Origin of the sequence: Pediococcus sp. (assembly GCF_003533255.1) — a bacterium.
In the GTDB taxonomy this organism is placed as follows: domain Bacteria; phylum Bacillota; class Bacilli; order Lactobacillales; family Lactobacillaceae; genus Pediococcus; species Pediococcus parvulus.
Map to the genome: position 1 here is coordinate 21841 of NZ_DOEM01000037.1, position 23774 is coordinate 45614.

Annotated in this window: 22 protein-coding genes, 1 other RNA gene and 2 other annotated features; of the genes, 7 read left to right on the forward strand and 16 right to left on the reverse strand. The window is 38.1% G+C overall.

What is annotated here, in order from left to right:
• From DD627_RS08730 to ezrA, 10 genes are all read right to left on the reverse strand, one after another.
• Window positions 1-651 carry an amino acid ABC transporter permease gene (locus tag DD627_RS08730; protein WP_260266833.1) on the reverse strand — a complete coding sequence of 217 codons (651 nt, stop codon included), beginning with the start codon at window positions 649-651 and terminating at the stop codon, window positions 1-3.
• A 162-nt stretch (window positions 652-813) separates the two neighbouring features.
• Window positions 814-1042 (reverse strand) — a binding site (T-box leader).
• A 47-nt stretch (window positions 1043-1089) separates the two neighbouring features.
• Window positions 1090-1635, reverse strand: a complete 546-nt coding sequence (gene mreD / locus DD627_RS08735) for a rod shape-determining protein MreD (RefSeq protein WP_057784720.1) — start codon at window positions 1633-1635, stop codon at window positions 1090-1092.
• A gap of 22 nt (window positions 1636-1657) precedes the next feature.
• Entirely contained in the window at window positions 1658-2503 is an 846-nt protein-coding gene (gene mreC, locus DD627_RS08740; protein WP_260266834.1) for a rod shape-determining protein MreC, read from the reverse strand.
• A gap of 272 nt (window positions 2504-2775) precedes the next feature.
• Window positions 2776-3447 (reverse strand): JAB domain-containing protein, encoded by a 672-nt coding sequence (locus DD627_RS08745; protein WP_057784718.1) that lies wholly within the window; start codon window positions 3445-3447, stop codon window positions 2776-2778.
• 40 nt (window positions 3448-3487) lie between these two features.
• Window positions 3488-4810: a bifunctional folylpolyglutamate synthase/dihydrofolate synthase gene (locus DD627_RS08750; RefSeq protein ID WP_260266835.1), complete on the reverse strand. Its 1323-nt coding sequence runs from the start codon at window positions 4808-4810 to the stop codon at window positions 3488-3490.
• Between the two features lie 80 nt (window positions 4811-4890).
• Complete coding sequence (locus tag DD627_RS08755) at window positions 4891-7554, reverse strand: valine--tRNA ligase (RefSeq protein ID WP_260266836.1); 2664 nt, start codon at window positions 7552-7554, stop codon at window positions 4891-4893.
• Window positions 7555-7599: 45 nt separating this feature from the next.
• Window positions 7600-7803 (reverse strand) — a binding site (T-box leader).
• A 25-nt stretch (window positions 7804-7828) separates the two neighbouring features.
• Window positions 7829-8341, reverse strand: coding sequence for a peroxiredoxin (locus tag DD627_RS08760; protein ID WP_373295138.1), 513 nt, complete (start codon window positions 8339-8341; stop codon window positions 7829-7831).
• 88 nt (window positions 8342-8429) lie between these two features.
• Window positions 8430-9647, reverse strand: coding sequence for a tRNA uracil 4-sulfurtransferase ThiI (gene thiI, locus DD627_RS08765; protein WP_057784714.1), 1218 nt, complete (start codon window positions 9645-9647; stop codon window positions 8430-8432).
• A 17-nt stretch (window positions 9648-9664) separates the two neighbouring features.
• Window positions 9665-10810, reverse strand: a complete 1146-nt coding sequence (locus DD627_RS08770) for a cysteine desulfurase family protein (RefSeq protein WP_260274963.1) — start codon at window positions 10808-10810, stop codon at window positions 9665-9667.
• Window positions 10811-11058: 248 nt separating this feature from the next.
• Entirely contained in the window at window positions 11059-12768 is a 1710-nt protein-coding gene (ezrA, locus tag DD627_RS08775) for a septation ring formation regulator EzrA (protein ID WP_260266837.1), read from the reverse strand.
• Window positions 12769-12927: 159 nt separating this feature from the next.
• On the opposite strand from ezrA, the gene msrC reads away from it, so the two are divergent.
• Both msrC and rpsD read left to right on the forward strand, forming a co-directional pair.
• Complete coding sequence (gene msrC, locus DD627_RS08780) at window positions 12928-13398, forward strand: free L-methionine (R)-S-oxide reductase MsrC (protein WP_057784711.1); 471 nt, start codon at window positions 12928-12930, stop codon at window positions 13396-13398.
• A gap of 193 nt (window positions 13399-13591) precedes the next feature.
• A complete protein-coding gene (gene rpsD / locus DD627_RS08785; protein ID WP_057784710.1) occupies window positions 13592-14200 on the forward strand; it encodes a 30S ribosomal protein S4 in 609 nt (202 codons plus the stop codon).
• Between the two features lie 52 nt (window positions 14201-14252).
• On the opposite strand, the gene DD627_RS08790 is transcribed toward rpsD, so the two are convergent.
• Window positions 14253-14843, reverse strand: a complete 591-nt coding sequence (locus DD627_RS08790) for a DUF1054 family protein (protein WP_057784709.1) — start codon at window positions 14841-14843, stop codon at window positions 14253-14255.
• 87 nt (window positions 14844-14930) lie between these two features.
• On the opposite strand from DD627_RS08790, the gene DD627_RS08795 reads away from it, so the two are divergent.
• From DD627_RS08795 to DD627_RS08815, 5 genes are all read left to right on the forward strand, one after another.
• A complete protein-coding gene (locus DD627_RS08795; RefSeq protein WP_057784708.1) occupies window positions 14931-15392 on the forward strand; it encodes a YueI family protein in 462 nt (153 codons plus the stop codon).
• Window positions 15393-15402: 10 nt separating this feature from the next.
• The gene (locus DD627_RS08800; RefSeq protein WP_260274964.1) at window positions 15403-16677 is read left to right on the forward strand and encodes a replication-associated recombination protein A; all 1275 of its coding nucleotides are present in this window, start codon (window positions 15403-15405) and stop codon (window positions 16675-16677) included.
• A 54-nt stretch (window positions 16678-16731) separates the two neighbouring features.
• Window positions 16732-16919, forward strand: a non-coding RNA gene (ssrS, locus tag DD627_RS08805) — 6S RNA.
• 105 nt (window positions 16920-17024) lie between these two features.
• On the forward strand, window positions 17025-17309 hold the full coding sequence (locus tag DD627_RS08810; protein ID WP_057784706.1) for a hypothetical protein: 285 nt from the start codon (window positions 17025-17027) through the stop codon (window positions 17307-17309).
• Between the two features lie 123 nt (window positions 17310-17432).
• Entirely contained in the window at window positions 17433-17903 is a 471-nt protein-coding gene (locus DD627_RS08815; RefSeq protein ID WP_057784705.1) for a universal stress protein, read from the forward strand.
• A gap of 80 nt (window positions 17904-17983) precedes the next feature.
• Here the strand turns inward: DD627_RS08815 and DD627_RS08820 are convergent, their stop codons facing one another.
• The 5 genes from DD627_RS08820 to DD627_RS08840 all read right to left on the reverse strand — a co-directional run bounded on the left by DD627_RS08820 (window position 17984) and on the right by DD627_RS08840 (window position 23772).
• Window positions 17984-18541, reverse strand: a complete 558-nt coding sequence (locus DD627_RS08820) for a DNA-3-methyladenine glycosylase I (RefSeq protein ID WP_068808083.1) — start codon at window positions 18539-18541, stop codon at window positions 17984-17986.
• 40 nt (window positions 18542-18581) lie between these two features.
• On the reverse strand, window positions 18582-20348 hold the full coding sequence (locus tag DD627_RS08825; RefSeq protein WP_260274965.1) for a glycerophosphodiester phosphodiesterase: 1767 nt from the start codon (window positions 20346-20348) through the stop codon (window positions 18582-18584).
• Between the two features lie 204 nt (window positions 20349-20552).
• Window positions 20553-21665: a D-alanine--D-alanine ligase family protein gene (locus DD627_RS08830; protein ID WP_260274966.1), complete on the reverse strand. Its 1113-nt coding sequence runs from the start codon at window positions 21663-21665 to the stop codon at window positions 20553-20555.
• Window positions 21666-21750: 85 nt separating this feature from the next.
• The gene (locus DD627_RS08835) at window positions 21751-22788 is read right to left on the reverse strand and encodes a zinc-binding alcohol dehydrogenase family protein (protein WP_198145847.1); all 1038 of its coding nucleotides are present in this window, start codon (window positions 22786-22788) and stop codon (window positions 21751-21753) included.
• Between the two features lie 12 nt (window positions 22789-22800).
• Complete coding sequence (locus DD627_RS08840) at window positions 22801-23772, reverse strand: DUF2785 domain-containing protein (protein ID WP_057783861.1); 972 nt, start codon at window positions 23770-23772, stop codon at window positions 22801-22803.
• Window positions 23773-23774 lie beyond the last annotated feature (2 nt).

The window sequence follows — 23774 nt, forward strand, 5'->3', positions numbered from 1 at the left end:
CTAACGCCAATATGCGTAGTGCTTTTCAACTTGCCGTAATACATAAGTACAAACCGCCGTCAAAAGTAAATAGATAACACCTACTAAGAGTAACGGAATTAAGGTAACGTCACGCGCAGAAGCCACATTTCCGGCCCGAAGGAGGTCACCAATTCCGATAACATAAACTAATGAAGAATCCTTAACTAAGTTGATAACTTCATTTCCAATCGATGGCAACACAATTTTGGCTACTTGTGGGATCACAATTTTGCGGATGGTTTGCCAATAAGATAACCGTAGGACCTTCGCGGCTTCGTATTGTCCACGATCAACCGATTGAAGCCCCCCACGAAATATTTCGGCAAAATATGCGGAGTAATTAAGAATAAAGGCAAACAATGCCGCGTCGTACCTTTGAAAGACAATTCCTACAATTGGCAAACCATAAAAAACGAAGATTAATTGCAATAACAGTGGCGTTCCTCGCATCAGCCAAACAAAAAAATTTAAAATATATTTTACCAATTTAATTTTAGATACCAAGCCTAAACCAAAAATCATTCCTAGTGGCAACGCGCCAATCAACGTCCAACAAAATATTTTTAACGTCATCGTGGTACCAGCCAATAAAGATGGCAAAATTTGCGATATATAATTTAATGACAACATTGTGATCCCCTCCAATAATTTATAAAAAAAGTCCTCTTGAACTATAAAAAATAATTCAAGAGGACGAGTAAGCGCGGTTCCACCCCTGTTTGTAATTGCTTCACAACAATTACCTCAGTGAGTTGTGCTTATAACAAAAAAATCCCCTTGGGTAAAAATACCCAAGAGGACGCATCAACGTGGTTCCACCTCATGTTTCTGATAATCTCACAATTATCAGCTCAACAAGTTATAAGTTACAACTCTATGAGATAACGATCACCCGTACTTCTCTAGTTTTCTCAAGAAGTAAACTCGCAGATGTGTTTCGAACTAGGTACATGCCTTAATCTCACCATTTAAAGCTCTCTGAACTGATTCCTAGTTCTACTCTTCCGTTCATTGTTTTTAAATATTGTATTGAATATAGTTCATTTTCTAATCAACGTCAAGTACTTTTTAATCAATACTTCTAAAGTTTGCTCCCCGCGTATGCCGGAAAAGACTTTTGATCGGCAAATATAAAATGACAAAGAAACATAAATTTAAGGCTAATGTTGGTGCCAGATTATAGGCAACAAATTCTGGTGACGTAATGCTTGTATAATGTACGATTTCAAAAACGATATAAAACGCACTCTCATATAGCGTTAAGGCTAAGAAAAACGTTAGTAAGATTGATAAAAACGTCGGTTTAAAGAAAACTTTGACCCACTGTGTAATAATCACAATTACTGGCAGAATAAACATATTGACCCCGAAAACACCGGTGTAAAACCAGTCAAACACAAGGCCAACGCCAGCTGCCCAAGTAGCAATTGGCAATTTCGTCTCACCTTCGAAAAAAATGGCCAAAATCATCCATAAGATTGTCAGATTGCTCACCATTGAATAGGGATATGCAAATAACGAACCTGAAAAAATTAAATTGATTGAACCGTCTAAGAACAATGCGAGGAAAAAGCCAATTGGGAAAATAAATTTTAATTTAGCACTTTGTAACATTTATAACATCCTCCCAAACTGACTATTTAAGTGCAGCAACTGAAACCACATTAATACTGCTCATATCCGCTGCTGGCTTGATGTACACTTCTGTAGCTAAGCCACTGGAGTCTTCTTTAGTAGCTACAACTTTTCCTACATACAGCCCCTTAGGCGTGACACCACCAAGCCCAGAAGTTGTCACTAATGACCCCTTCGTGATTTTTGACTTAGATGTTACCTGTCCCATTACAATTTCATTGTTACTACGATCAAAACTAGTGACAATCCCATTAATTGTTGTCCCATTTTCATCCTGTACTTGAATGGCGAACCGATTGGCGGAATCACTACTATCACTAATTAATTCGACCTTACTTATGGTATAACTAGCTTCAATGACACGTCCGATAAGCCCTTGACCAGCAACTACCGACTCATTTTTTTTGATACCTGAAGCAGTTCCTTTATTGATAACCACAATGTTTTGCCAAGAAGAAGGTGCACGAGAAATTACGGTTGCGGTGACTAAATTATAATCGGTCATGCTCTTTTTTAAACTAACTTGTTGTTTTAACTGTTTATTTTCTTGTTTTAGGGCCTGATCCCGTGCACGAACAGATTCCAAATTATCGACTTTGCTCTTTAAGCGTTCATTTTCTTGATACGTATTGATAATTGAATTCAACGCTTGTGAAGTATTTCGAATTGCATTCATCGGATAAGCCACTACGCGATCAACCACACCAACAGCATCATTACCAACCTTTTGTATGACTGGGGTGGTAGACTTTTTCCGGGTCGTTACCGATAGGGTCACTAATCCAACTGCGATAATCACACAGATTACAGCAATCACTAACTTTCGATTTGAAAAAAACTTTTGCATGGTAGACCCTCCGGAAATTTTTTATATCACAACAATATCTATTCTTGCTCAGACACAGTTTGTATTATACCACAGAAAAAAATGCCATTACATGCTTGTTGGCCACCATTAAACGCACCTTAATATTTAATCACTAAAGGTTGAAACTACAAAAACTTATCTTGTTACTTAATACGAAAACGTTCAAGACGGCAAGTGAATTGCTGATTTTGAACCAAGTCATTTAATACTAGTTATTGAAGTAATTTTGATACTTTCAACCTTTAGTTTAATCAAATGAGATGCTGCTCCGCAAAACTATAGTATGTCATGCTTCCTGTAATAATATGATCTAACACCTCAATACCCATCAAAATACCACAATCTTTTAACCGTTTGGTAAACTGAATATCCTGCTGAGAGGGACTGACATCCCCGCTTGGATGATTGTGAGTCACCATAATTTTATTAGCACCCACCCGCAATGCTTCAAAAAAGATTTCCCGTGGATGCACGGTTGCAGAATTCAAACTGCCTTTAAAAATCATTTTTTCAAACACAATTTTATTTTTTGTGTTTAAACAAAGCAACGTTAGTCTCTCCTGCCGGTATCGTCTTTGCATGTGAATCAGCCGTTCTCCAATTTGACGACTCCCAAAAATTTCACCAATAATTTTTTGTGGTGCTAACTCAATACGGCGACCTAATTCTACACACGCCAAAAATTGACGATTTAGTTCAGGATAATCAGCAAATATTTGCTTTTTTTCTGGATTATATAACAGTGAAAACAAAGATAAATCTGGAATCAATTTCCAAAAATCTGCTAGTACTTGACGTTGCTCATTGATTGGTAACTTATCAGTCAAAAAAACTTGTAAAAGTTCCTCATTCGTATACTGAGCCATTTCATCAAAAGGTTTCCGCGCAACTTCTATTTGTGTCGTCTGCATATCATTTTTCATTAGCTTTTCACTCTCCTAATAACAAAAATACGCACAACTATTACGATTCTACGAATAACTTACGAACATCTGAAATAAAATATAAAGATCCCGTAATTAGGAGTAAATCGTCACTAGACATGATGCGACTGGCCTTAGCAATGGCTAGCTGCCAGTTTTCTTCAGTTTGAATTGGATTGGCCGTTTCAACACTAGTTGTTAATTCTGTTAAATTGGCAGCTTGGCGTTTGACAGGTCCAGCAAAAGTGGTTGCGATAATATGCACGTTGTTCAAAGCACCCAATGTCTGAATCATTTTGTGATATTGCTTATCTTCAAGAATCGCAATCACAACATAAATATCGTACTGTTTAAAATGAGTCCCAAGTAACTTTGTGATTTCTTCAAATGCTGGTTCGTTATGTGCACCATCCAACACCACAAGTGGTTGTTCATTTACCTTTTCAAATCTACCAGCCCAAAAAGCTTTTACTAGCCCACTTCTGATATTCTTCTCAAGAACTGGTACATTTTGTTGCTTTAAAAATATCAGATAAGCTTGCAACGCGGTACTGGCATTATTGATTTGGTAATTACCTAGCATTGAAATTTTTAAATCTTTAAAATGATAATCAGTCGTCGCAAAGTCAAATTTTTGCGTCCATAAATCCTGATAACGACGATTATTAACTTTATATGTCTCATCAAAACAAAAATAGCTACTATGATGCTGGCGAGCAGTTTTAATAATAACTTCTAATGCCTCATCACCTAATTGCCCAATAACGGTCGGCACATTTTCTTTAATAATTCCTGCTTTTTGTGTCGCGATTTTACCTAGGGTATTACCCAATAATTTCATGTGATCAAAACCAATATTCACAATTACCGAGACTGCAGGCAAAACCACATTTGTGGAATCGAATAAGCCACCAATACCCACTTCAACTAACACAACGTCAGCATGTCCTTCAGCAAAATAGCTATACATCATAGCAGTAATGATTTCAAATTCGGTTGGCCCGCCTTCAGGTAAAGTCTTATCTAGTTCGTCAATGACTGGTAATACTTTCTGAACCAGCCTCAGAATTTCTGCATCCGAAATAGGCTCACCGTTTACACTAATGCGTTCGTTAAAACGTGTTAAAAATGGTGAAGTAAATGATCCGACTTTGTAACCCGTTTCTTGTAACATACTCCTTAAAAAAGTCAGGGTTGAGCCTTTTCCGTTCGTTCCTGCGATGTGGATAGCCTGAATCTTATTTTGGGGATTATCCAATGCCGCCATAAACTTGGTCATCCGAGCCAACGTGGGAATTTTTTTAAATTTGGTGCGACCATGAATAAAGGCAACTGCTTGCTCATAGGTCTTTACTTCAGTCAAAATACCATCTCCTCAAATCGAAAAAAGACTAAACAAACATCTCGTTTTAGTTTAGTCTCTTTTCATAAAAACTTGTTTAGTTACTGTGCATTTTTTAGTGATTCAAGTCGTTGTTTTGTTGCTGTCAATTTAGCCTCATAATCGGTCTGCTTTTGACGCTCACTATCAACCACTTCAGCAGGAGCATTGGCCACAAATCGTTCGTTGCCAAGCTTCTTAATCGAACGATTAACTTCACCAGTATACTTATCAACTTCCTTTTGGAGGCGATCAGCTTCGTCGTTTAGATCAACTAATTCCGCTAATGGAATATAAACTTCGGCATCTGTAATAACTGCTGACATTGCTAACTTGGGAATTTCAAGATCAGCACCTATCTCAAATTTAGCTGGATGACAGAAACGTTCAATATACTCATGATTGGTTTCAAAAAGCGTCTTTAGGTCTGCATTATCGGTCTTCACAAGAAGGTCTACAGAACTTGACATTGGTGCATTAGCGTCCGCCCGAATGTTACGCACTGCCTTAATTAAATCAATCAAGTGTGCCATATCATTTTCAGCCTGCCTATCAGCTAGTTGTGCATGTTCCACTGGGTAGGCTGCGGTCACAATGGAAGCACCCTCGTGGGGCATTGCTTGCCAGAGTTCTTCAGTGACAAATGGCATGATCGGTTGAAGAAGACGTAAGGTCTGATCCAAAACATAAGCCAAAATATTGCGCGTATTGGCCTTGGCTTCTTCATCATCACCTGTCAGGATTTCCTTACTCATTTCAATATACCAGTCACAGAAGTCATCCCAAATGAAGGTGTAAAGGGCACGACCAGCTTCTCCAAAATCATAAGTATCAAAGAAGTGGGTAACCTGTTTCACAGTTTCGTTTAATCGACTTAAAATCCACTTGTCAGTCAGATTCCATTTGCTTTGATCTGGAAGCACTGGTTGTGTCATTTCACCAAGGTTCATGATTACATAACGGCTAGCATTCCAAATCTTATTAATAAAGTTCCAAGCAGCATCCATTTTGTCATAGCTGAAACGAATATCTTGACCTGCAGTTGAACCTTGTGATAAGAACCATCGCAACGCATCAGCTCCATATTTATTAATGACATCCATTGGATCAATTCCGTTACCCAAGGACTTACTCATCTTACGTCCTTGCTCGTCACGAATCAGGCCATGAAGCAAAACATCCTTAAATGGTGGTTTCCCGGTAAACTCAAGGCTCTGGAAAATCATTCGTGAAACCCAGAAGAAGATGATATCATAACCAGTTACCAATGTACTGGTCGGGAAATAGCGTTTAAAGTCAGGTGCATCTTCATCTGGCCAGCCCATCGTTGAAAACGGCCATAAGGCACTGGAGAACCAAGTATCCAAAACATCGGGATCCTGTTCCCAATTTTCAATATCCTTCGGTGCAGTTTCACCAACATAGGTTTCTCCAGTTTGTTTATTGTACCAAGCTGGAATTTGATGTCCCCACCATAATTGACGCGAGATTACCCAATCATGTGCATTTTCCATCCACTGTGTAAAGGTATGCTCAAATCGTTCAGGAATAAAATTAACCTTTTGATCTGATTTCTGATTTTCAAGGGCTAAGTTTGCCAAATCTTTCATTTTAACAAACCATTGGGTGGACAAACGAGCTTCAACTTGGACACCTGTTCGTTCTGAATGGCCAACACTATGCACGATTGGATCAATTGAGATCAAATAACCTTGATCCTGTAAATCCTTAACCATGGCTTTACGGGCAACAAACCGGTCCATTCCTTCGTACTTACCGGCATTTTCATTCATCGTGGCATCTTTATTCATCGTATTGATTCTGGCCAGATTATGCCGATTACCAACATTAAAATCATTAGGATCATGTGCTGGCGTGATTTTGACCATCCCAGTTCCAAACTCAGGATCAACATACTGATCTGCAATAATGGGAATATGACGCCCTTGTAGTGGCAACACAAGCTCTTTACCAACTAATTCTTTGTAGCGTTCGTCACTTGGATTAACCGCAACTGCAGTATCACCCATCATGGTTTCTGGACGCGTTGTGGCAATCTCAATGTAATGATTACCATTGAAAGTGTCTTCTTCATTAACGAATGGATACTTGACATGGTAAAAGGCACCTTTGTCATCCTTATGAATCACTTCAATATCGGAAAGTGCTGTTTGAGCTTGTGGATCCCAATTGATAATGTATTCACCACGATAAATTAAGCCTTTGTTATATAAGGTCACAAAGACCTTTTTTACCGCTTTTGAAAGACCATCATCCAACGTGAAACGTTCTCGAGCATAGTCTAATGACAATCCCAATTTAGCCCACTGTTTATGAATAACATCGGCATATTCATCTTTCCATTCCCAAACTTGTTTAACAAATTTTTCACGGCCTAAATCATAACGTGAGATTCCTTTTTCACGTAACTTAGCTTCAACTTTCGCCTGAGTGGCAATTCCGGCATGATCCATTCCTGGTAACCATAGGGTATCATAACCTTGCATGCGTTTTTGACGAATTAATATGTCTTGCAATGTCGTATCCCAAGCATGCCCTAAATGTAATTTTCCAGTTACATTTGGCGGTGGAATAACGATTGAATAAGGTTTTGCTTTTTTATCGCCACTTGGTTTAAAAAGGCCTTGATCTAACCATTGTTGATAACGACCCTGCTCAACTGCATGAGGATCGTATTTTGTTGACATTTCCTTTTTTTCTGTCATATGAGTATTCCTTTCTATATAAAACAAAAAAGCATATCCATCCTTCAAAAGGACGAATATGCTTCGCGGTACCACCTAATTTGGGTTTTTAACCCCACTTACTTCTTTTTTAACGGAATTAAAAATTTCCGGTCATTCTTACTGTTAGTTCAGAACAACGGCTCACAATCTACTAAACATCTTGCGAAAACTTTCAGCATTTATTTTCTCTCTTTTTTAAGATGTTTTTTTCTTGTTCATAGCCTATATAAGCATTTTAGCCAACATTCAGTGATTAGTCAACTTCAGTTGCGTATTTTTTAATAGCATCCAATGCTTCAATATAATTTGGTTCATCATGAATTTCTGGCACAATTTGGCGATACACAATTTTACCCTCAGCATCAATAATGAAGATTGTGCGTGCTAAGAAGCCATCATTTGGAATGTATAAATTCATTTCATATCCCATTGATAACTCTTCGTCAGAAAGAACTTCAAGATTTGAAACACCCTCTGCCGCACACCATGCCTTCTGTTCAGAAATTGTATTGTTAGAAACAGTCACAAAACGAACGGATGGATAATGGTCTGCTTGCTGATTAAACTTTTTGGTTTCAATCTTGCAGACCCGGGTATTTAAATCTGGAACAGTACTGATTAATGTTGGTTTCCCAATTAAATCTCTGGTCTTAATTTTCTGGTTCTCAGCATTAAACAACTTGAACTTTGGTAATTGCTCACCCACTTCAGGGGGATTACCAGAAAGGGAAACCTTTTCGCCATTATTTAAAACATCCACATTCATCACTCCTCAAATTCAGTAACTTACCTATCAAAAGATTAACCTAAAGATAACCCATTCTAAGCCAACAATCAAATGAAAAATTGATGATTTATAGCAATTCTGCAAAAACATCCTCATTTTGATTCAAGAAATTTTGATCAGGTTTAATTTCGGAAATTTCAATGCCATCCAAAGCTTCTTGCATTAGGCCCTCGACATCAATTCGTTTTTCATAATAACGGGTTCGCTCTGTGTCCGGACGAGTTTTTGGAGCTGGTGGTGCAAAAATAGTACAACAGTCCTCAAAAGGTAAAATAGAAAGATCATATGTCCCAATTTGCTCGGCTTGCTTGATAATCTCTGTTTTATCTAAAGAAATTACAGGTCGCAAAATCGGCATGTTAGTTACGTCATTAATAGCTTCCATGCTTTCCATGGTCTGAGAAGCAACTTGGCCCAGTGACTCGCCATTAAAAATAGCCTTCCCGCCTCGTTTTTTGGCAAGTGCAACGGCAATTCTTAACATCATCCGGCGTTGCACTGTCATCAAGTATCCTTCAGGAACCTTTTCTTTGATTTCTTCTTGAATTTTTGTAAACGGCACTTGAATAAACTGTAAACTCCCACCAAAAGCAGCCAACTTAGAAGTAAGTTCTTTAGCCTTCGCTAACGCTTGTTCACTGGTGTATGGTGGACTAAAGAAATGTACCATCTCCATATCAACGCCACGCTTCATTCCTAAATAGCTCGCAACTGGTGAGTCAATCCCACCAGATAACATCATCATACCTTTACCAGCTGTGCCGACTGGTAACCCACCAGCACCCTGAATAGTTTCGCTTGAAAGAAAGACGCCATTGTTGCGAACCTCAACTCGTAAAATCAAATCAGGTTTTCGCATTTTGACAACTGCCTTAGGAAAATTATCAAGGACAAATCCACCCAACTCTTCGTTGAGCTCGTTGGTATCCATTTCAAAGTTATGATCTGACCGGCGCGTATTGATCTTGAAGGTCATCCCAGGTTTCAATTGTTCAGTCATCATCTCTAAAACACCTTGATGAATCGCATCAAGGGTCCGGTCAACCTTAAGCGATGGCGAGAAATTTTGAATACCAAAAACTTGTTTTAACCGTTCAATAACGGCATCAGAATCTTCCCCATTTAGAGTGACATGAGTGCGGTCTCGCTTTGGATGCACTTCAAGTTTTGGAAATGCATGAAGACTTTTACGAATGTTTCCACCTAATCGATTAACGAAGTCTCGCTGGTTCTTCCCTTTTGTGGAAAGTTCCCCATAGCGGACCATAATTTCCGTATACTGCATATCAGTAACTCCTTGTCTTAATTTAATTTAGAAAATTCCGCATAGAGTTTATCAAACACTTTGTTAAACTCTTCTGCTTCGGCAACTGTATTGTCAGCGTCTAAACTCACTCGAATTGCACTTGTTGCAATATCATCTGGTGTTTTCATTGCGGCCAGCGTACTTGATTCAACTTGTTTCTTGGAGGAACAGGCACTCGTAGTGGAAATAAAAATATTGTAGCGCTCAAACGCATGGACAACTGTTTCACCGCGGACCCCATTAATCGCAAAACACAGAATATGGGGGGCAAACCCATCATTGCGTTGGGTAAACATGGTGACATTTTTAAACTTGCTAACATGATCAAAAATTGTTTCTTTGACCGTTTGTTGCTGTTTAACATTTGCTGGCTCGTCTTTTAGAAGAAGACGTAATGCTTTCGCCATCCCTGCAATTGCAGGTAAATTTTCAGTACCGCTGCGTTGGTTCTTTTCTTGACCGCCACCAGTCATTAGAGGTGCAATGCGGCGACCTTCCCGAGCATAAATAAACCCGATTCCACGTGGTGCATGAAACTTGTGCCCAGAGAAAGTAACAAAATCAACCCGATCATTAAAAATTGCGGACTGGATACCTTTACCAATTCCTTGAACCGCATCTATATGAAAATGAATCTTTGGATATTTTTTAAGAACATCTGCCGCCTCTTTAATCGGTTGCAGTGTTCCAATTTCATTATTTACGGCCATAATTGATACTAAAATTGTGTCCGGACGAATAGCAGCTTCTAAATCTTTGATCGAAATCCGTCCCTCTTTATCGACGGGCAAGTAAGTGATATCGTAACCCAAGCGTCGCAACTGTTCCATACTATTTGTAATTGCAGGATGTTCAACCGCGGTTGTAATTAAATGTTTACCAAAGGTCCGTTTCTCAATTGCTGTTCCTTTAACAACCCAATTATCGCCTTCAGTTCCACCACTGGTGAAAAAAATTTCGTGGGGTTTGACATTCAACAAATCGGCAATCTGTTTTCGTGACTGCTCCAATAAATTAAACGCAGTTTCACCCATTGCATGCAAACTAGACGGATTTCCCCAAATTTTTTCACTAACCGTTTGGTAGGTTTTTAAAACCTCCGGGGCAACTTTAGTTGTGGCACTATTATCAAAATAAATCATTCTATTAATTCTCCTACTATCCTTAGGACTTCACTTGAAAATTCCTTACTAATTATAACAACCTTATGAATAGTCAACAAGGTTATTAACAAACTCCACCTATGATACTCAAAATCATCAATAAAAACAAAGAATTGTAATCCGAATCACAAAATCAGTCTTTTCCATAACAAATTGATCTTTCAAAATTAAAAAGCAACGAAAACTAAACTATCAGTTTTCGTTGCTTTAACTTAAAAAATTAAAGATTAATACTGCGTACTTTTTTGCTTTTGATAACTCTCAGTTAACTGATCCACCATTCCTGGCTCAACACTTTCCAATGCCCGACTAATAACACTTAAACTTTGTGCATAATCATGGTCTTCATCAAACAACTTTTGTGCCCGTTTGCTGGCATTATCAACCGTCTCATTACTGTGACGATAACGGTTGGTATACTGAATGATTTCTTCACTTAACGCGGCATTATCGGTAAGTTCAGTTGTTTTCTTGGCAAGAGACTGCATATCTTTATCAATCATACCCAATTGTTGATCAATTTGTTTCATATCGATTTTGACTTGATTCATATTGGAAGAAAGCTTTTCAATTTCATCACTCACAACAAAGAAGTAATCCATATAACTTGCAGGGATTCCTGGTAAGTTTAAGTTTTCAATGTGGCGTTTGATCTCATGAATTTCCAAATCAAATTGGTGTAATGTTCGACGAGAATCTTTTTCTTCTTCAATCAACTTTTGAATACTTTCGTTAATTGCAGTTTGTTGAGATTCAATATCATCAAGTTGATCATTTTCTTCATGCATCCGTTGCAAGATTTCTGAATAAACAACAGGTTGATTTGTAATTGCTTCTGCATCTTGATCATGTTCACTACGAATATCTTGAAGTTTTGCTTCTAAGTCATGAGCTTGACTATCTTCGTTACCATTCAAAACATAACTTTGCCCTAATCGGTCGATTTCAATCAGCAAAGTATGACTTTGCTTTTCGGCGTGTTCAATGTATTCGGCAATTGTTTGAAAACCACCATCAACATCGGTTCGAGCATCAATTTCAGTTTGCATTAAATCATAAAGATTATCTATGCGGTTTGCAATTGTCTCGTTATTGCCCTTTACAGCGTCAAGTCTTAGATTACTCAAAGTATCCAAATTTTCGTTAATTTTTGAACCAATATCTTCAATGTCATTAGGAATTTCATCGTCCGCAAATGCATAATTATGATTGATCAATTGCGTATAGCCATTTTTAATTTCATCTAATTGACCAGGAAAATCTTCATTTAATTGGATGTAAAGTTCTGGGATTGCCTCAAGCTGTTCTTCCAAACCTTTTGTACTGGTCTGTAACTGTTGTAACTGTCCTTCGGCTTTCTTATGATCGCCGCTTTCCACAGTTTTAGCAAAATTCTCGAAAGCATTCTCCAGTCGCTCTAAACTGTCGTTTAACATATCAATGCTAGGACCATAAGTCATGTTCTTAGCTAACAGGGTCTTACGTAGGTCTTGATACTTGTGACGCAGAACTTTAACTTCGTTTTGTTGGTCTTCGCTTTCCTGCTTAATTTGATCTAGTGCTGCTTGAATGCGATCAGATTCCGATTGAATCACCTGGACAGCGTCTTTAATACCAGAAACATCAGAACGGGCATCAAAAATTTTCATGTCATTCACGTTCTGCTGACCGGTTTCTGCAAGTTCGTCAATTTCAGGAAATTTGTTGTTTTTGACGTTCCGATAATCATCTTGAAGATTTTGGTATTCTTCCAAAGAAGAACCTGCCAAATTTAAGTTACCAACCTCATCAAGCTCGCTGGCGACGGGCAGATCCATCAAATCAGATTTCTTATTTTGAAGATCTGTAATTTGCTTCAATAAATATCGCTGATACAGCACGATCCCTACATAAATAAGAATTGCCACCACGATTATACCAATTAATACACCCAACATGAGAACCCCATCCTTTGTCTACGTCATTTTCATTAAATGAATTTTGTTGCTTTCTTGTTTTTTTCAATATAAAATAAGACTCAACTTAAATTATAGCATAGGATTTTAGAGTTTCACTATGTGATTTTTATATTTCTAGTCCAATTTGGAGGAATTTTTATGACACAGAAAACACTTTCACTAATGAATCAACAATTAGATGCCCTTTTAACTGGCGAAACTAATTTAATTGCAAATATGGCTAATGCTTCAGCACTTTTAAAATCAAGTTACGCTGATGTGAACTGGGCCGGTTTTTATCTCTATGATCAAAAAGGTGATGAACTCGTTCTTGGGCCTTTTCAAGGTAACGTCGCTTGCATGCATATTGCCAATGGTACCGGCGTTTGTGGCACAGCTTTTAAAGCAAAAAAAGTTCAGCGAATTGCTAACGTGCATGAGTTTGCTGGCCACATTGCTTGCGATACTGCCAGCAATTCAGAAATTGTGCTTCCTCTCATTAAAAATGAGCATAAAATTGGTGTTTTAGATATTGACTCGCCTTTACTTGATCGGTTTACTGAAGAAAATCAACAAGAACTTGAGGACTTTGCCGCTGTTTTCTTGCAGCACATTGACACTGTTGCTTAACTTGTTGTAAACTGTTCATTGTGTAAAATAATGCAGCGGCGAGTGGTAAGCTCGTCAACAGACTGGTGCCTTTTAATTGGTTCAATTAGTAACCTTGCGGCTGCAAAGGTGAGGATTGCAAAACAGTCTGCACGAATACTAAACTCGCAATCGGATTATTTTACTCCAACAAAATTATTGGAGGATTTACTTTATGTCTCGTTATACAGGTCCAAGTTGGAAAATTTCTCGCCGTTTAGGAATTTCTTTAAGCGGTACTGGTAAAGAATTAGCTCGTCGCCCATATGCACCTGGTGATCACGGTCAAAACAACCGTCGTAACATTTCAGAATATGGTCAACAACTCCGCGAAAAACAAAAGTTGCGTATGATGTACGGTTTGACAGAGCGTCAATTCTCAAACTTATTCAAACGCGCTGGTAAAATCAATGAAGGTAAGCATGGTGTTAACTTCATGATCTTACTCGAACGTCGTTTAGATAATGTTGTTTACCGTTTAGGTTTAGCAACCACTCGTCGTCAAGCACGTCAACTTGTTAACCATGGTCACATTACCGTGGATGGCAAACGTGTCGACATCCCTTCTTATGAAGTAGAAGTTGGCCAGGTTGTCAGTGTTCGTGAAAAATCAAAAGATTTGAAGATCATTGGCGAAGCTGTTGAAGCTGTCGTTGGTCGTCCTCAATTTGTTCAATTTGATGCTGATAAGTTGGAAGGTTCCTTAACTCGTCTCCCAGAACGTGACGAATTAGAGGCTGATATCGACGAATCACTAATAGTTGAATACTACAACAAACTTTAATTTTTTATTGTTTGTTCAAAAAAAGCGTTTGGAAGAAATTCCAATCGCTTTTTTAGTTGTCCCAAATTTTGGATAACACGCTAATCGTTTGCTCGATCATTTCTAGTACTGCCGCTTTGCTATCTAAGTTCCTATTATCCTTTTGTAAAACACGACCAATTAGAACCTCCGCCTTTTTCTGAAATCTGTACTCCTTGACGCTCTTCTCAAAATTTCCTTTCGTCAATGAAATAAACGATTTTGCCATGTGATTGTTTGAAAGCTTAAACTGGGCACCTAAATTTAAAAAACCAGCTTGTTTTGACTTGAGTTTATCAATCGCGGATTGGCGCTCCTGCATATTTGTTTCAAAGGCCAACCACACAAACAACCGGTCATCCCAAACCCCAATTTCATAATGAGGCACCATTTTATAGCCCCGCTTGTTTTGAGCAAATGCGACCCACGTATTTGGTGGTGGATTAGAATGACGGCGCGCATGTTTTGCAATAAACGCTCGGTAAGTTTCACCGTTCCCATTTAATATTGGCAGCACTTCTTGAATAGCTTCCTCAAAAAAAGGATCAATTTGAGTACGAACTAACTTTAATCTTTCCTCAACATCAGGTTCATTAAATACAGAAAATATGTGCTCTCTAAACATAAATAGTTACCTCCTTAGTCGCCAAACAGGATACCCTTGGCGGAAAATGCTATACTTATTATACTATCTAGAAAGGTTGTGAGCGCAATGGCTAATAATTCCAATAACGTTGACTCGCGGTTACAGAATGCCATTCATGGCACCCCTAAACTCAATCCAGATGAACAACGAAGGTATCTTGGTACTTTTCGCGAACGCGTGGCTATTTCAATGACTGTTTCTCAAATAAAAACGCACCAATACGAGGTTCCATTTGTGGCACAATTAAAAAAACACCCTGATTATCAGCTGTTGATCAATGGTAACATTGATCAACACTTGATTGGTCCTTATTTAAAAGCAGCCAGTCAGGAATCCTTAAAATTCACAATTAAAACTGACAGCATTTATACAACCAACGATCAGGACTTGGCCCTTGTTTTAGCAGCGCCAGATTCAATTAATGTTGCTGACATTGATGTGGCCAGTTTCCAAGGTCAGGCACCTATTAAAGAAGAAAAAAAACCAGAATCACTTCTGGATAAACTTAAAAATAGTTTTCGAAATTAGGAGTTTTATCATGCAACAACCATTGGCGTATCGTATGCGCCCTAAAAAAATTGAAGAAGTTGTTGGTCAACAACACCTAGTTGGCCCAGGAAAAATTATTGCCCGAATGGTCAAAGCTAAATTACTATCGTCCATGATTTTATATGGTCCACCGGGTACTGGAAAGACCAGTATTGCGAGTGCCATTGCTGGCTCTACGAAGTATGCTTTCCGCAAATTAAACGCTGCAACTGATTCCAAAAAGGATCTTCAAATTGTGGCTGAAGAAGCAAAAATGAGTGGTACGGTTATTTTACTCCTTGATGAAATTCACCGTTTAGATAAAACTAAACAGGATTTCTTGCTCCCCCACCTTGAAAGTGGACGAATTATTTTAATTGGTGCCACCACCGAAAATCCTTATATTTCAATCAATCCAGCCATTCGAAGTCGGACCCAGATCTTTGAAGTCCATCCCTTAGCACCGGAAGATATCCATTCTGCCATCAATCGCGCCTTAACAGACACCGAAAATGGCCTGGGTTCAATGAATGTTAAAGTGGCTAAACCAGCAATGGATTTTTTGATTCATTCCACAAACGGCGATCTGCGTAGTGCCTTAAATGGCTTGGAACTCGCTGTAATGTCGACTGAACCAGACAAAAATCAAGAAGTTCATATTTCTTTAGAAATCATTGAAGAATGTCTGCAAAAAAAGGCGCTCACTCAAGATAAAAATGGGGACGCTCACTATGATGTGATTTCAGCCTTTCAAAAATCGATTCGAGGTAGCGACGTCAATGCAGCACTCCATTATATGGCGCGTTTAGTAGAGGCTGGTGATTTGCCAAGTATATCGCGCCGATTAATGGTTATTGCGTATGAAGACATCGGCCTGGCAAATCCGCCTGCCTGTGCAAGAACTGTTTCTGCCATTCAGGCCACCGAAAAACTTGGGTTTCCTGAAGCACGAATTCCATTGGCCGATGCGGTTATTGAACTCTGTTTATCGCCTAAATCAAATTCCGGCATTTCCGCAATGGACGCGGCATTAACCGAAGTTGAATCTGGCAACTATGGAGACATCCCGGCTGACTTAAAGGACGCGCACTATAAAGGCGCTGCTAAGCTTGGTCACGGAAACAATTATAAATATGCGCATAATTACCCCAACGATTGGGTAAAGCAGCAATACCTGCCAGACAGAATCAAGAATGCCACCTACTATGAACCAAAAGAAAATGGTAAATTTGAGACTGCTTTAGCAGAACAATACAAACGCTTGCTACGTGCTCAACGTGATTAATCTTCAGAGGGACTGAAATTGAAATTTTATAATATCCATGCTAAGATAGGTATGAAATTTCTTTGGTGTACGCGTTGTTTCATTTATGTACTGCCGTTCAAATAATTTGTATAGGGACTAAGGGTGTTTGGTGGCATGTAGGCCTTTAATTAGGAAACTTAAAGTCAAACCAATTGGTCCCACCGCTAACATACTTGCGGGCTTTCACTGAGAAACGATTAACGGCACCACAAAGTATTTCCAAAGCATTATGCTTTGATGGGATTAGGACATTACGTGCTAATCCCTTTTTGTTTATTTAGCCGTTTTACTATCGATTTATCAAATAAATTTCAAGGAGGAATACTATGCTGATTTCAGCTCTTATGGTTCTTTTTTCTATTATTCTTGCCGTAATTGGAACTTACTTATATCGGCACCAGCAGCAACCTTTTCTCCTATTCAATCCAACTGAGAATCCAGCTCTACAAGAACTTTTACGAATTGGCGGTCTTGCCCTCATTTTAATGGCTATTATTGCTTTTGTCATCGCTTGGACACATGTGATCATTCTAATTTGTCTGATTCTTCTTTTGGGCTGTCTATCTACCACTGCAATTCTAATTGGACTATTAAGTTTTTTACCAAAATAACTACCTGCAAATGCCGATTGTCTCCCATTGTAGCCGTTTAATCAAAAAGAAAACGCTCTTTTTTCTTTTTATTTTGGGTAATTTAACGTAAAATGGAGTTAGAAAGTTGGAGAGGTGATTTATATGACACAACAATATAAACATATACTGGTTCCTGTTGATGGCTCAAAAGAAGCTGAATTAGCTTTCGAAAAAGCTGTTGCAGTTGCTAGACGAAATAAAGGTTCCGAATTACATTTGGTACACGTTGTTGATACCCGCGCATTTCAAAACATCTCAAGCTTTGATACAGCAATGGTTGAGCAGGTTACTGAAACTGCAAAAACAACCCTTGATAAATATGTGGATGAAGCAAAAGATAAAGGTTTGGAAAACGTTGATTATTCAATTGAATATGGTGCACCAAAAGTTGTGATCGCAAATGACATGCCAAAACAGTTACATACCGATCTTATTATGATTGGAGCGACTGGTTTGAATGCCGTTGAACGTCTCCTAATTGGTTCAGTGACCGAGTACGTTACAAGAACAGCAGTTTGTGATGTTTTAGTTGTCCGCACTGATCTTGCTAATCAACCAGTTAAGATTAAATAAGAACTTGTTTTTTTAAAATAAAAGATGCCCGAGAAAATAACCATTTTTCTTCGGACATCTTTTATTTTGCCACATGCTTTCTATTGAACAGCTAGATTATGATATCGAAAGCAACTCACTTCATGGTCATTGATAAGACCCGCTGCTTGTAAAAAGGCATTAATCATTTTTGGACCCACAAAAATGAAGCCATCTGCTTTCATTTGACTTGCAATCCTATTTGTTAAACAAGTTCGCGATTGTGAATCATCCAAAACTACTTGCGAATTCCTAATGGGTTCAAAATCTACAAACTGCCAAATATAGTCTGAAAAATTCATTGGTAGATTGGCTACAACTTGTGCGTTTTGAACTACCGCTTTAATTTTTCGCTCATTACGAATAATCGTTGCATCTGTCAAAATCTGGCTAATATCATAGTCAGTAAACAGGCTTAATATTTGTGGATCAAATTGCGCAAAGACATTTCTAAAAGCTTCTCTTCTTTTCAGGACAGTTACCCAATTCAACCCCGCTTGAAAGATTTCCAACGCAAAACATTCAAATAAACTTTGCGTATCCAAAATTGGAACACCCCACTCTAGATCATGATACTGTTTCAACAATTCATTTTTATTTCCCCACATACAACGATTCATATTCTCATTCCTTTCTGCAACAAGAATAAGATTCGCATTTTTACCAAAGTTCAATTAAATTATTGATCACTTCATAGCGACTTAAATCCGCCGCATTTCTTTCGCGAATGACTTTCTGTAATCTCTGCACATGATTTGTAATCATCCCATCAACTCGCAACGCTAACATTCGCTTCATCGGTTCAATGCCGTCCACTGGCCAAGCATAGACTTTTTTATGCTGTGCCCAAGCCTGCTGAATAAACTGGCGATTCAGTGTATGAAATTCAAGGGAATAAAAATCAGTTGAATTTTTAGGCATTAGCGCAATGTTAAACGGCGTAATAATCCCTGTCACTAAATTTGGCCGTTGCTTTTTTAGTTGGGTCATAAAGGTGGCATTCAAAGAATGAACCATATCGTGATGTGTTTCTAAGCTATGGCCATACTTTTTATTAAATAGGGTCACCAGATTAGCTGTGTCATTTTTACTTGCCTTGATCTCAACAATCAAAGGCTGTTTTAACTGATGGGCAGTTTTAAGGTAATCGGAAAAACTGCTAATTTTAGTTTGATAGCCATTTTCTCGAATGGTTAAATGTGTTAATTCTTTTAGGGTTAGATCAGAAACTGACCTATTTTTTCTGCCCAAATGATACAGATTACTATCATGCATGACCACAAACTGATGATCTTTAGTTTCTCGAATATCCATTTCCACATAATCGGGTTTTAGTTTAGCCGTTTTTCTAAGTGCCATAATCGTATTTTGCACACCATTATGATCACTTACGCCACGGTGTGAGATAACTAGCACGTCAGTTGAATGATTCTCATTCATCCGAATTGAAAAAAAGGCATACGTGGGTGTGCTCAAAAATAACAGACCCAATAAAGCAATCCCAATTTTCTTGATTTGTTTCAAATCCCATTGATGATAATTTAATCCTCTTGTTTTGAATACCGATGTTTTCGCTAGTGGCATGTTTACGACTCTAACCCACTCACCCAATCGTGACAAAAAACCAGTCATAAAAACTAAAAACCAACCAACAAACAACAGTTCAATAAATGTAATCGCTAAAACCATCAAAATAGTTGATGGTAAGTCTGAATGCATCCAGCTGTTCCAGGCAAATATACCTTCTAGAATAAGGCTCCCAATTAGCAGAAACGGTACGGAAACACGAACAACAATGATCAAAATCTGGATAAGCATCCTGCCTGTCTGCCCTTTTGTTAGGCGCCAACTCAGTCGAATTCCTTCAGTCAGTGAACATTGATAACTAATCATTGCTGGAAGTGCTAAAAGCATTCGCAGAGCTATGTAACAAAAAATAAGATACAAAAGAATAAAAACAGGTGCGACCGTCCAGCGATTAGCAAAAACAAAGTTTTGAATTGAAACGCTTGTTGGAATATGAGCCAGAATGACGGTTGCAAATCCAAATCCACCTAGTGGAATCGTAATTACCACATAAAAAAAGAAATATGCAATACTAATAATCCAATTTCTTTCAAACAACTTTTGTAACAAATCCTTCAAATGATCGAAGTTAACCGGCTTACGTTGCTGAAACCCACTAATCATTAGGGATGCTGCCATTAAGCCAACAAACATCCCCCAAATAATAAGAACCGCAAAAATAAATTTTAATGGGATTAATAACGGATTTTCTGAAAGAAAAAGTGCATGCTCCAATAGGATGCTAGTTACAACACCAACTAATAGCGTCAAACTGGCATAATACAAATTTTCATCTGATTTAATCATGTAATTAATTAAATTTTTAAGTTGATAAAAATCGCGAAATATGAAGCGTTTCATAACAGTCACTACCCCCGTTGCTGGAAAATTGCTTTCGCTTTAATCTTAACATTATCAAGAAATGAACTAAATGCTCTGAAAAAGAAAAACGCGCGTTCCTTCATCTTGTTAGTGAAGAATTTGTCTTTTCCTTTACGTTTTAGCTATCAATTTTCATTAACTAAAAAAGCCAGAGAAAAAGTTTTCTCTGACTTCTTTAAATTGTTACTCTGCATCAAGCGGTGTGAAATCATAATGAATTTTAGAACGTCGATTAAATTCCTCAAATGCCAAATCAATGAGTTGATCAATTAACCTTTCATAGCTAATCCCAGACACTTCCCAAAGTTGGGGATACAAACTAATGTTTGTAAAACCAGGCAGCGTATTAATTTCGCTTAGGTAGGGAACTTTGTTATGATCAACCAAAAAGTCGATTCTAGCTAAGCCACAGCAACCAAGTACTCGGAAAGCATCCAGTGCCATTTGTTGAACTTCATCAGAAAGCTCACTAGAAATGCTAGCTGGTAGTTCAAATTGAACCCCACTGGCATCGACAAACTTATTATTATAATCATAGAATGTATCAGATTTCGGTACGATAATTCGTCCTACTTTAGAAGCCTTGGGATTTCGATTACCTAAAATAGAAACTTCCACTTCTTCTGGTTGTTCAATTGATTGTTCAACCAACACTTTAAAATCATATCGAAAGGCATCATCCAGCCCAGTTTCAAACTCTTGAGCATTTGTCGCTTTATGAATACCCACTGATGATCCTTGATTAGCGGGTTTTAAGAACATCAGCTCACCTAGTAATTCGCGACAAACATCATAGGAATAGTCGCCACGATTTTCGGGTGTCACAACCACATACTTTGTGTTACGAATCCCATTATGTGTTAATAACTGTTTAGTTGTATCCTTGTCAAACGAAACAGCTGAAGCAAGAATACCACTGCCGACATAAGGCTTTTGTAGTAGCCGTAGCAAGCCTTGAATCGTCCCATCTTCACCCAAATTACCGTGAATAATTGGGAAATAAACATCGATATCTTTTTGTTCACTCAAGTTCAAAATTGGTGACAATGGATTACCCTTATCAACCGATTTCATGGCATCTGCCACAACTTTATCTTCTGATTCGCCATCAAAAATTCTTCTTGATGAAGCATCACTCAACAAATAGCCATCTTTTGTAACCATGAACAGACTGACTTCGTAACGCTCTTTATCCATTGCATCGAAAATATTATGTGCAGAACGCTTTGAAACATCATGTTCAGATGAATTACCACCAAATAGCAAACCAACGTGAATCTTTTTTTCCGTACTCATTTAAAATCTCATCCTATCACTTAGATTTTGTATTGAACCTAAATTGTACCATGAATTTGCAGAGAAAAAAACTTTAATATCCAAACTATTTGGCATCAAAATCGCCAGTTAACACGACTTTACCAATCATTTTATTAGTTTCAACAAGTTCATGAGCATGTCTTAGAGTCGCTGCGTTAATTCCCGGAAGCGTCACAGTTAAAGTTGATCGAATCTCTTTTTCATCCAAAAGTGTGGCAATCTTTTCGAGGATTGTTCCTTGTGTTGCCATATCTGCAGTCTGATAAATACTTTTTGTAAACATAAACTCCCAAGCAAAAGTAATACTCTTAGATTTTAAAAGTCCCATTGGTAAAGGACGTTCATTTTCCACAATGGAAGTGATAAATCCTTCTGGTGCCACGAGTTTTGCCAAAATTGGCAAATAATTATCAGTTGAGTGAAAAATCAAGGCAAACCCTACAGACTGAATGCCAACTGCTTTAAGTTGGTCAGCTAACGATTTGTGATAATCCAAAACGACATCCGCACCCATTTTTTTAACCCATTCAATCGTCTCTGGTCGTGAGGCCGTTGTTAAAACTTTTAAACCTGCCCACTTTGCCAGCTGAATTGCCACTGAACCAACGCCCCCAGCACCATTAATAATCAAAATCTGCTTTCCCAAATTAGCATCCTTTTTTGGAATTAATGGCATTCGTTCAAAAAGAGATTCCCAAGCCGTTAAACTAGTCAAAGGCATGGCTGCCGCTTCTTCCACACTAATATTTTGCGGTGCATGGGCCACAATTCGCGCATCCACTAACTGCAAAGCTTGGTCACTCCCAGAACGATTATTGGTTCCTGCATAAAAAACATGATCCCCCACTTTAAAGTTAGTCACTTTCTGCCCCAATTCAACAACAGTTCCATAGGCATCAAATCCAAGCACAGTTGGAACACTTGTTTCAGGATGGCCTTGACGAATCTTAGTATCGACCGGATTTACGGAAACGGACTTAACTTCAATCAAAAGATCAAAATCATTTGCCTTAGGACGATCAATTTTTAAATTAATTAAACTGTTTGAATCTTCAATTGGTAAACCTTTGTAAAAACCGATTGCATTTATTTGTTCACTCATTAAAATATCTCCTTAAAAACGAAAATCATTTTCCTCATTTAAATATGAACTAACTTCTTTTGGCATTTCTGGATTTAAGACTAATGCTTGCAATAATCGCTGGCGGTTGTACAGGCGCGTCCACATCTGTTCATCTTCTGTCGTTTGAATCGACACTAACTCATGACGCCAATTTTTTAGTGCTAACAACAAAAAGTCGGTGTAAAGTTTGTTTTGATTAGTTAAATCCGCAATGTAGCCACCTATGCGCTCTGGCTCACCAAAAATTAGTGGCGTTGAAAGCCGTTTGTACCGAGCTAATAAAACAGCTAACATGAGTAATTTATCCGCTCTAACCAAGCTATTATCAACTGCTAATTCATCCAAAACATTGCCAATATGCGTATAGGCATGTGCCCAGCCCTTCTTACCAGAATAACCCCGTGTATCTGTTTCTAAGGCTATGTAAGTAACCAATTGATCAACAAGGGTATTTTTACTCTCATCATCTATAAAGTGTGATCCAGCCCTATCTATATACAACAAGGTTGATAAAAACATTAAACTAAATGATCTCTTAAACACACCGTCATTTTGAGGTTCCAGAATGTGATCAAACAAACTTTCATCCTGAATCAAATGGTCAAAAATCATTTTTAATTGTTTTTTCGAGGTGATTTGTTGCTGCAAAATATCACTAAATAGAAAATATACGCCTTTATCACGAATCATCAAATCAGGCGAGCCAATATGTTGAAATAACTGCATTAAATCCTTATCGGAAACTTCTTCCAGTTCGTGCTCATTCAACTGATCACGAAGCGACTGAATAAGATCCCGAATACCATCGTCATCATCAGGCAAGTGAACTTCTGTTGGCGCCGACACATCTGTCGACATAATAATCTTATCAATTTCCGGAAGTAACGACTGATAAATCTGACCACCTTGTAATTTAATCCGTAAATTTTGTAGTCTACTGCGTACTTCTTCAACTTCTTTCATAA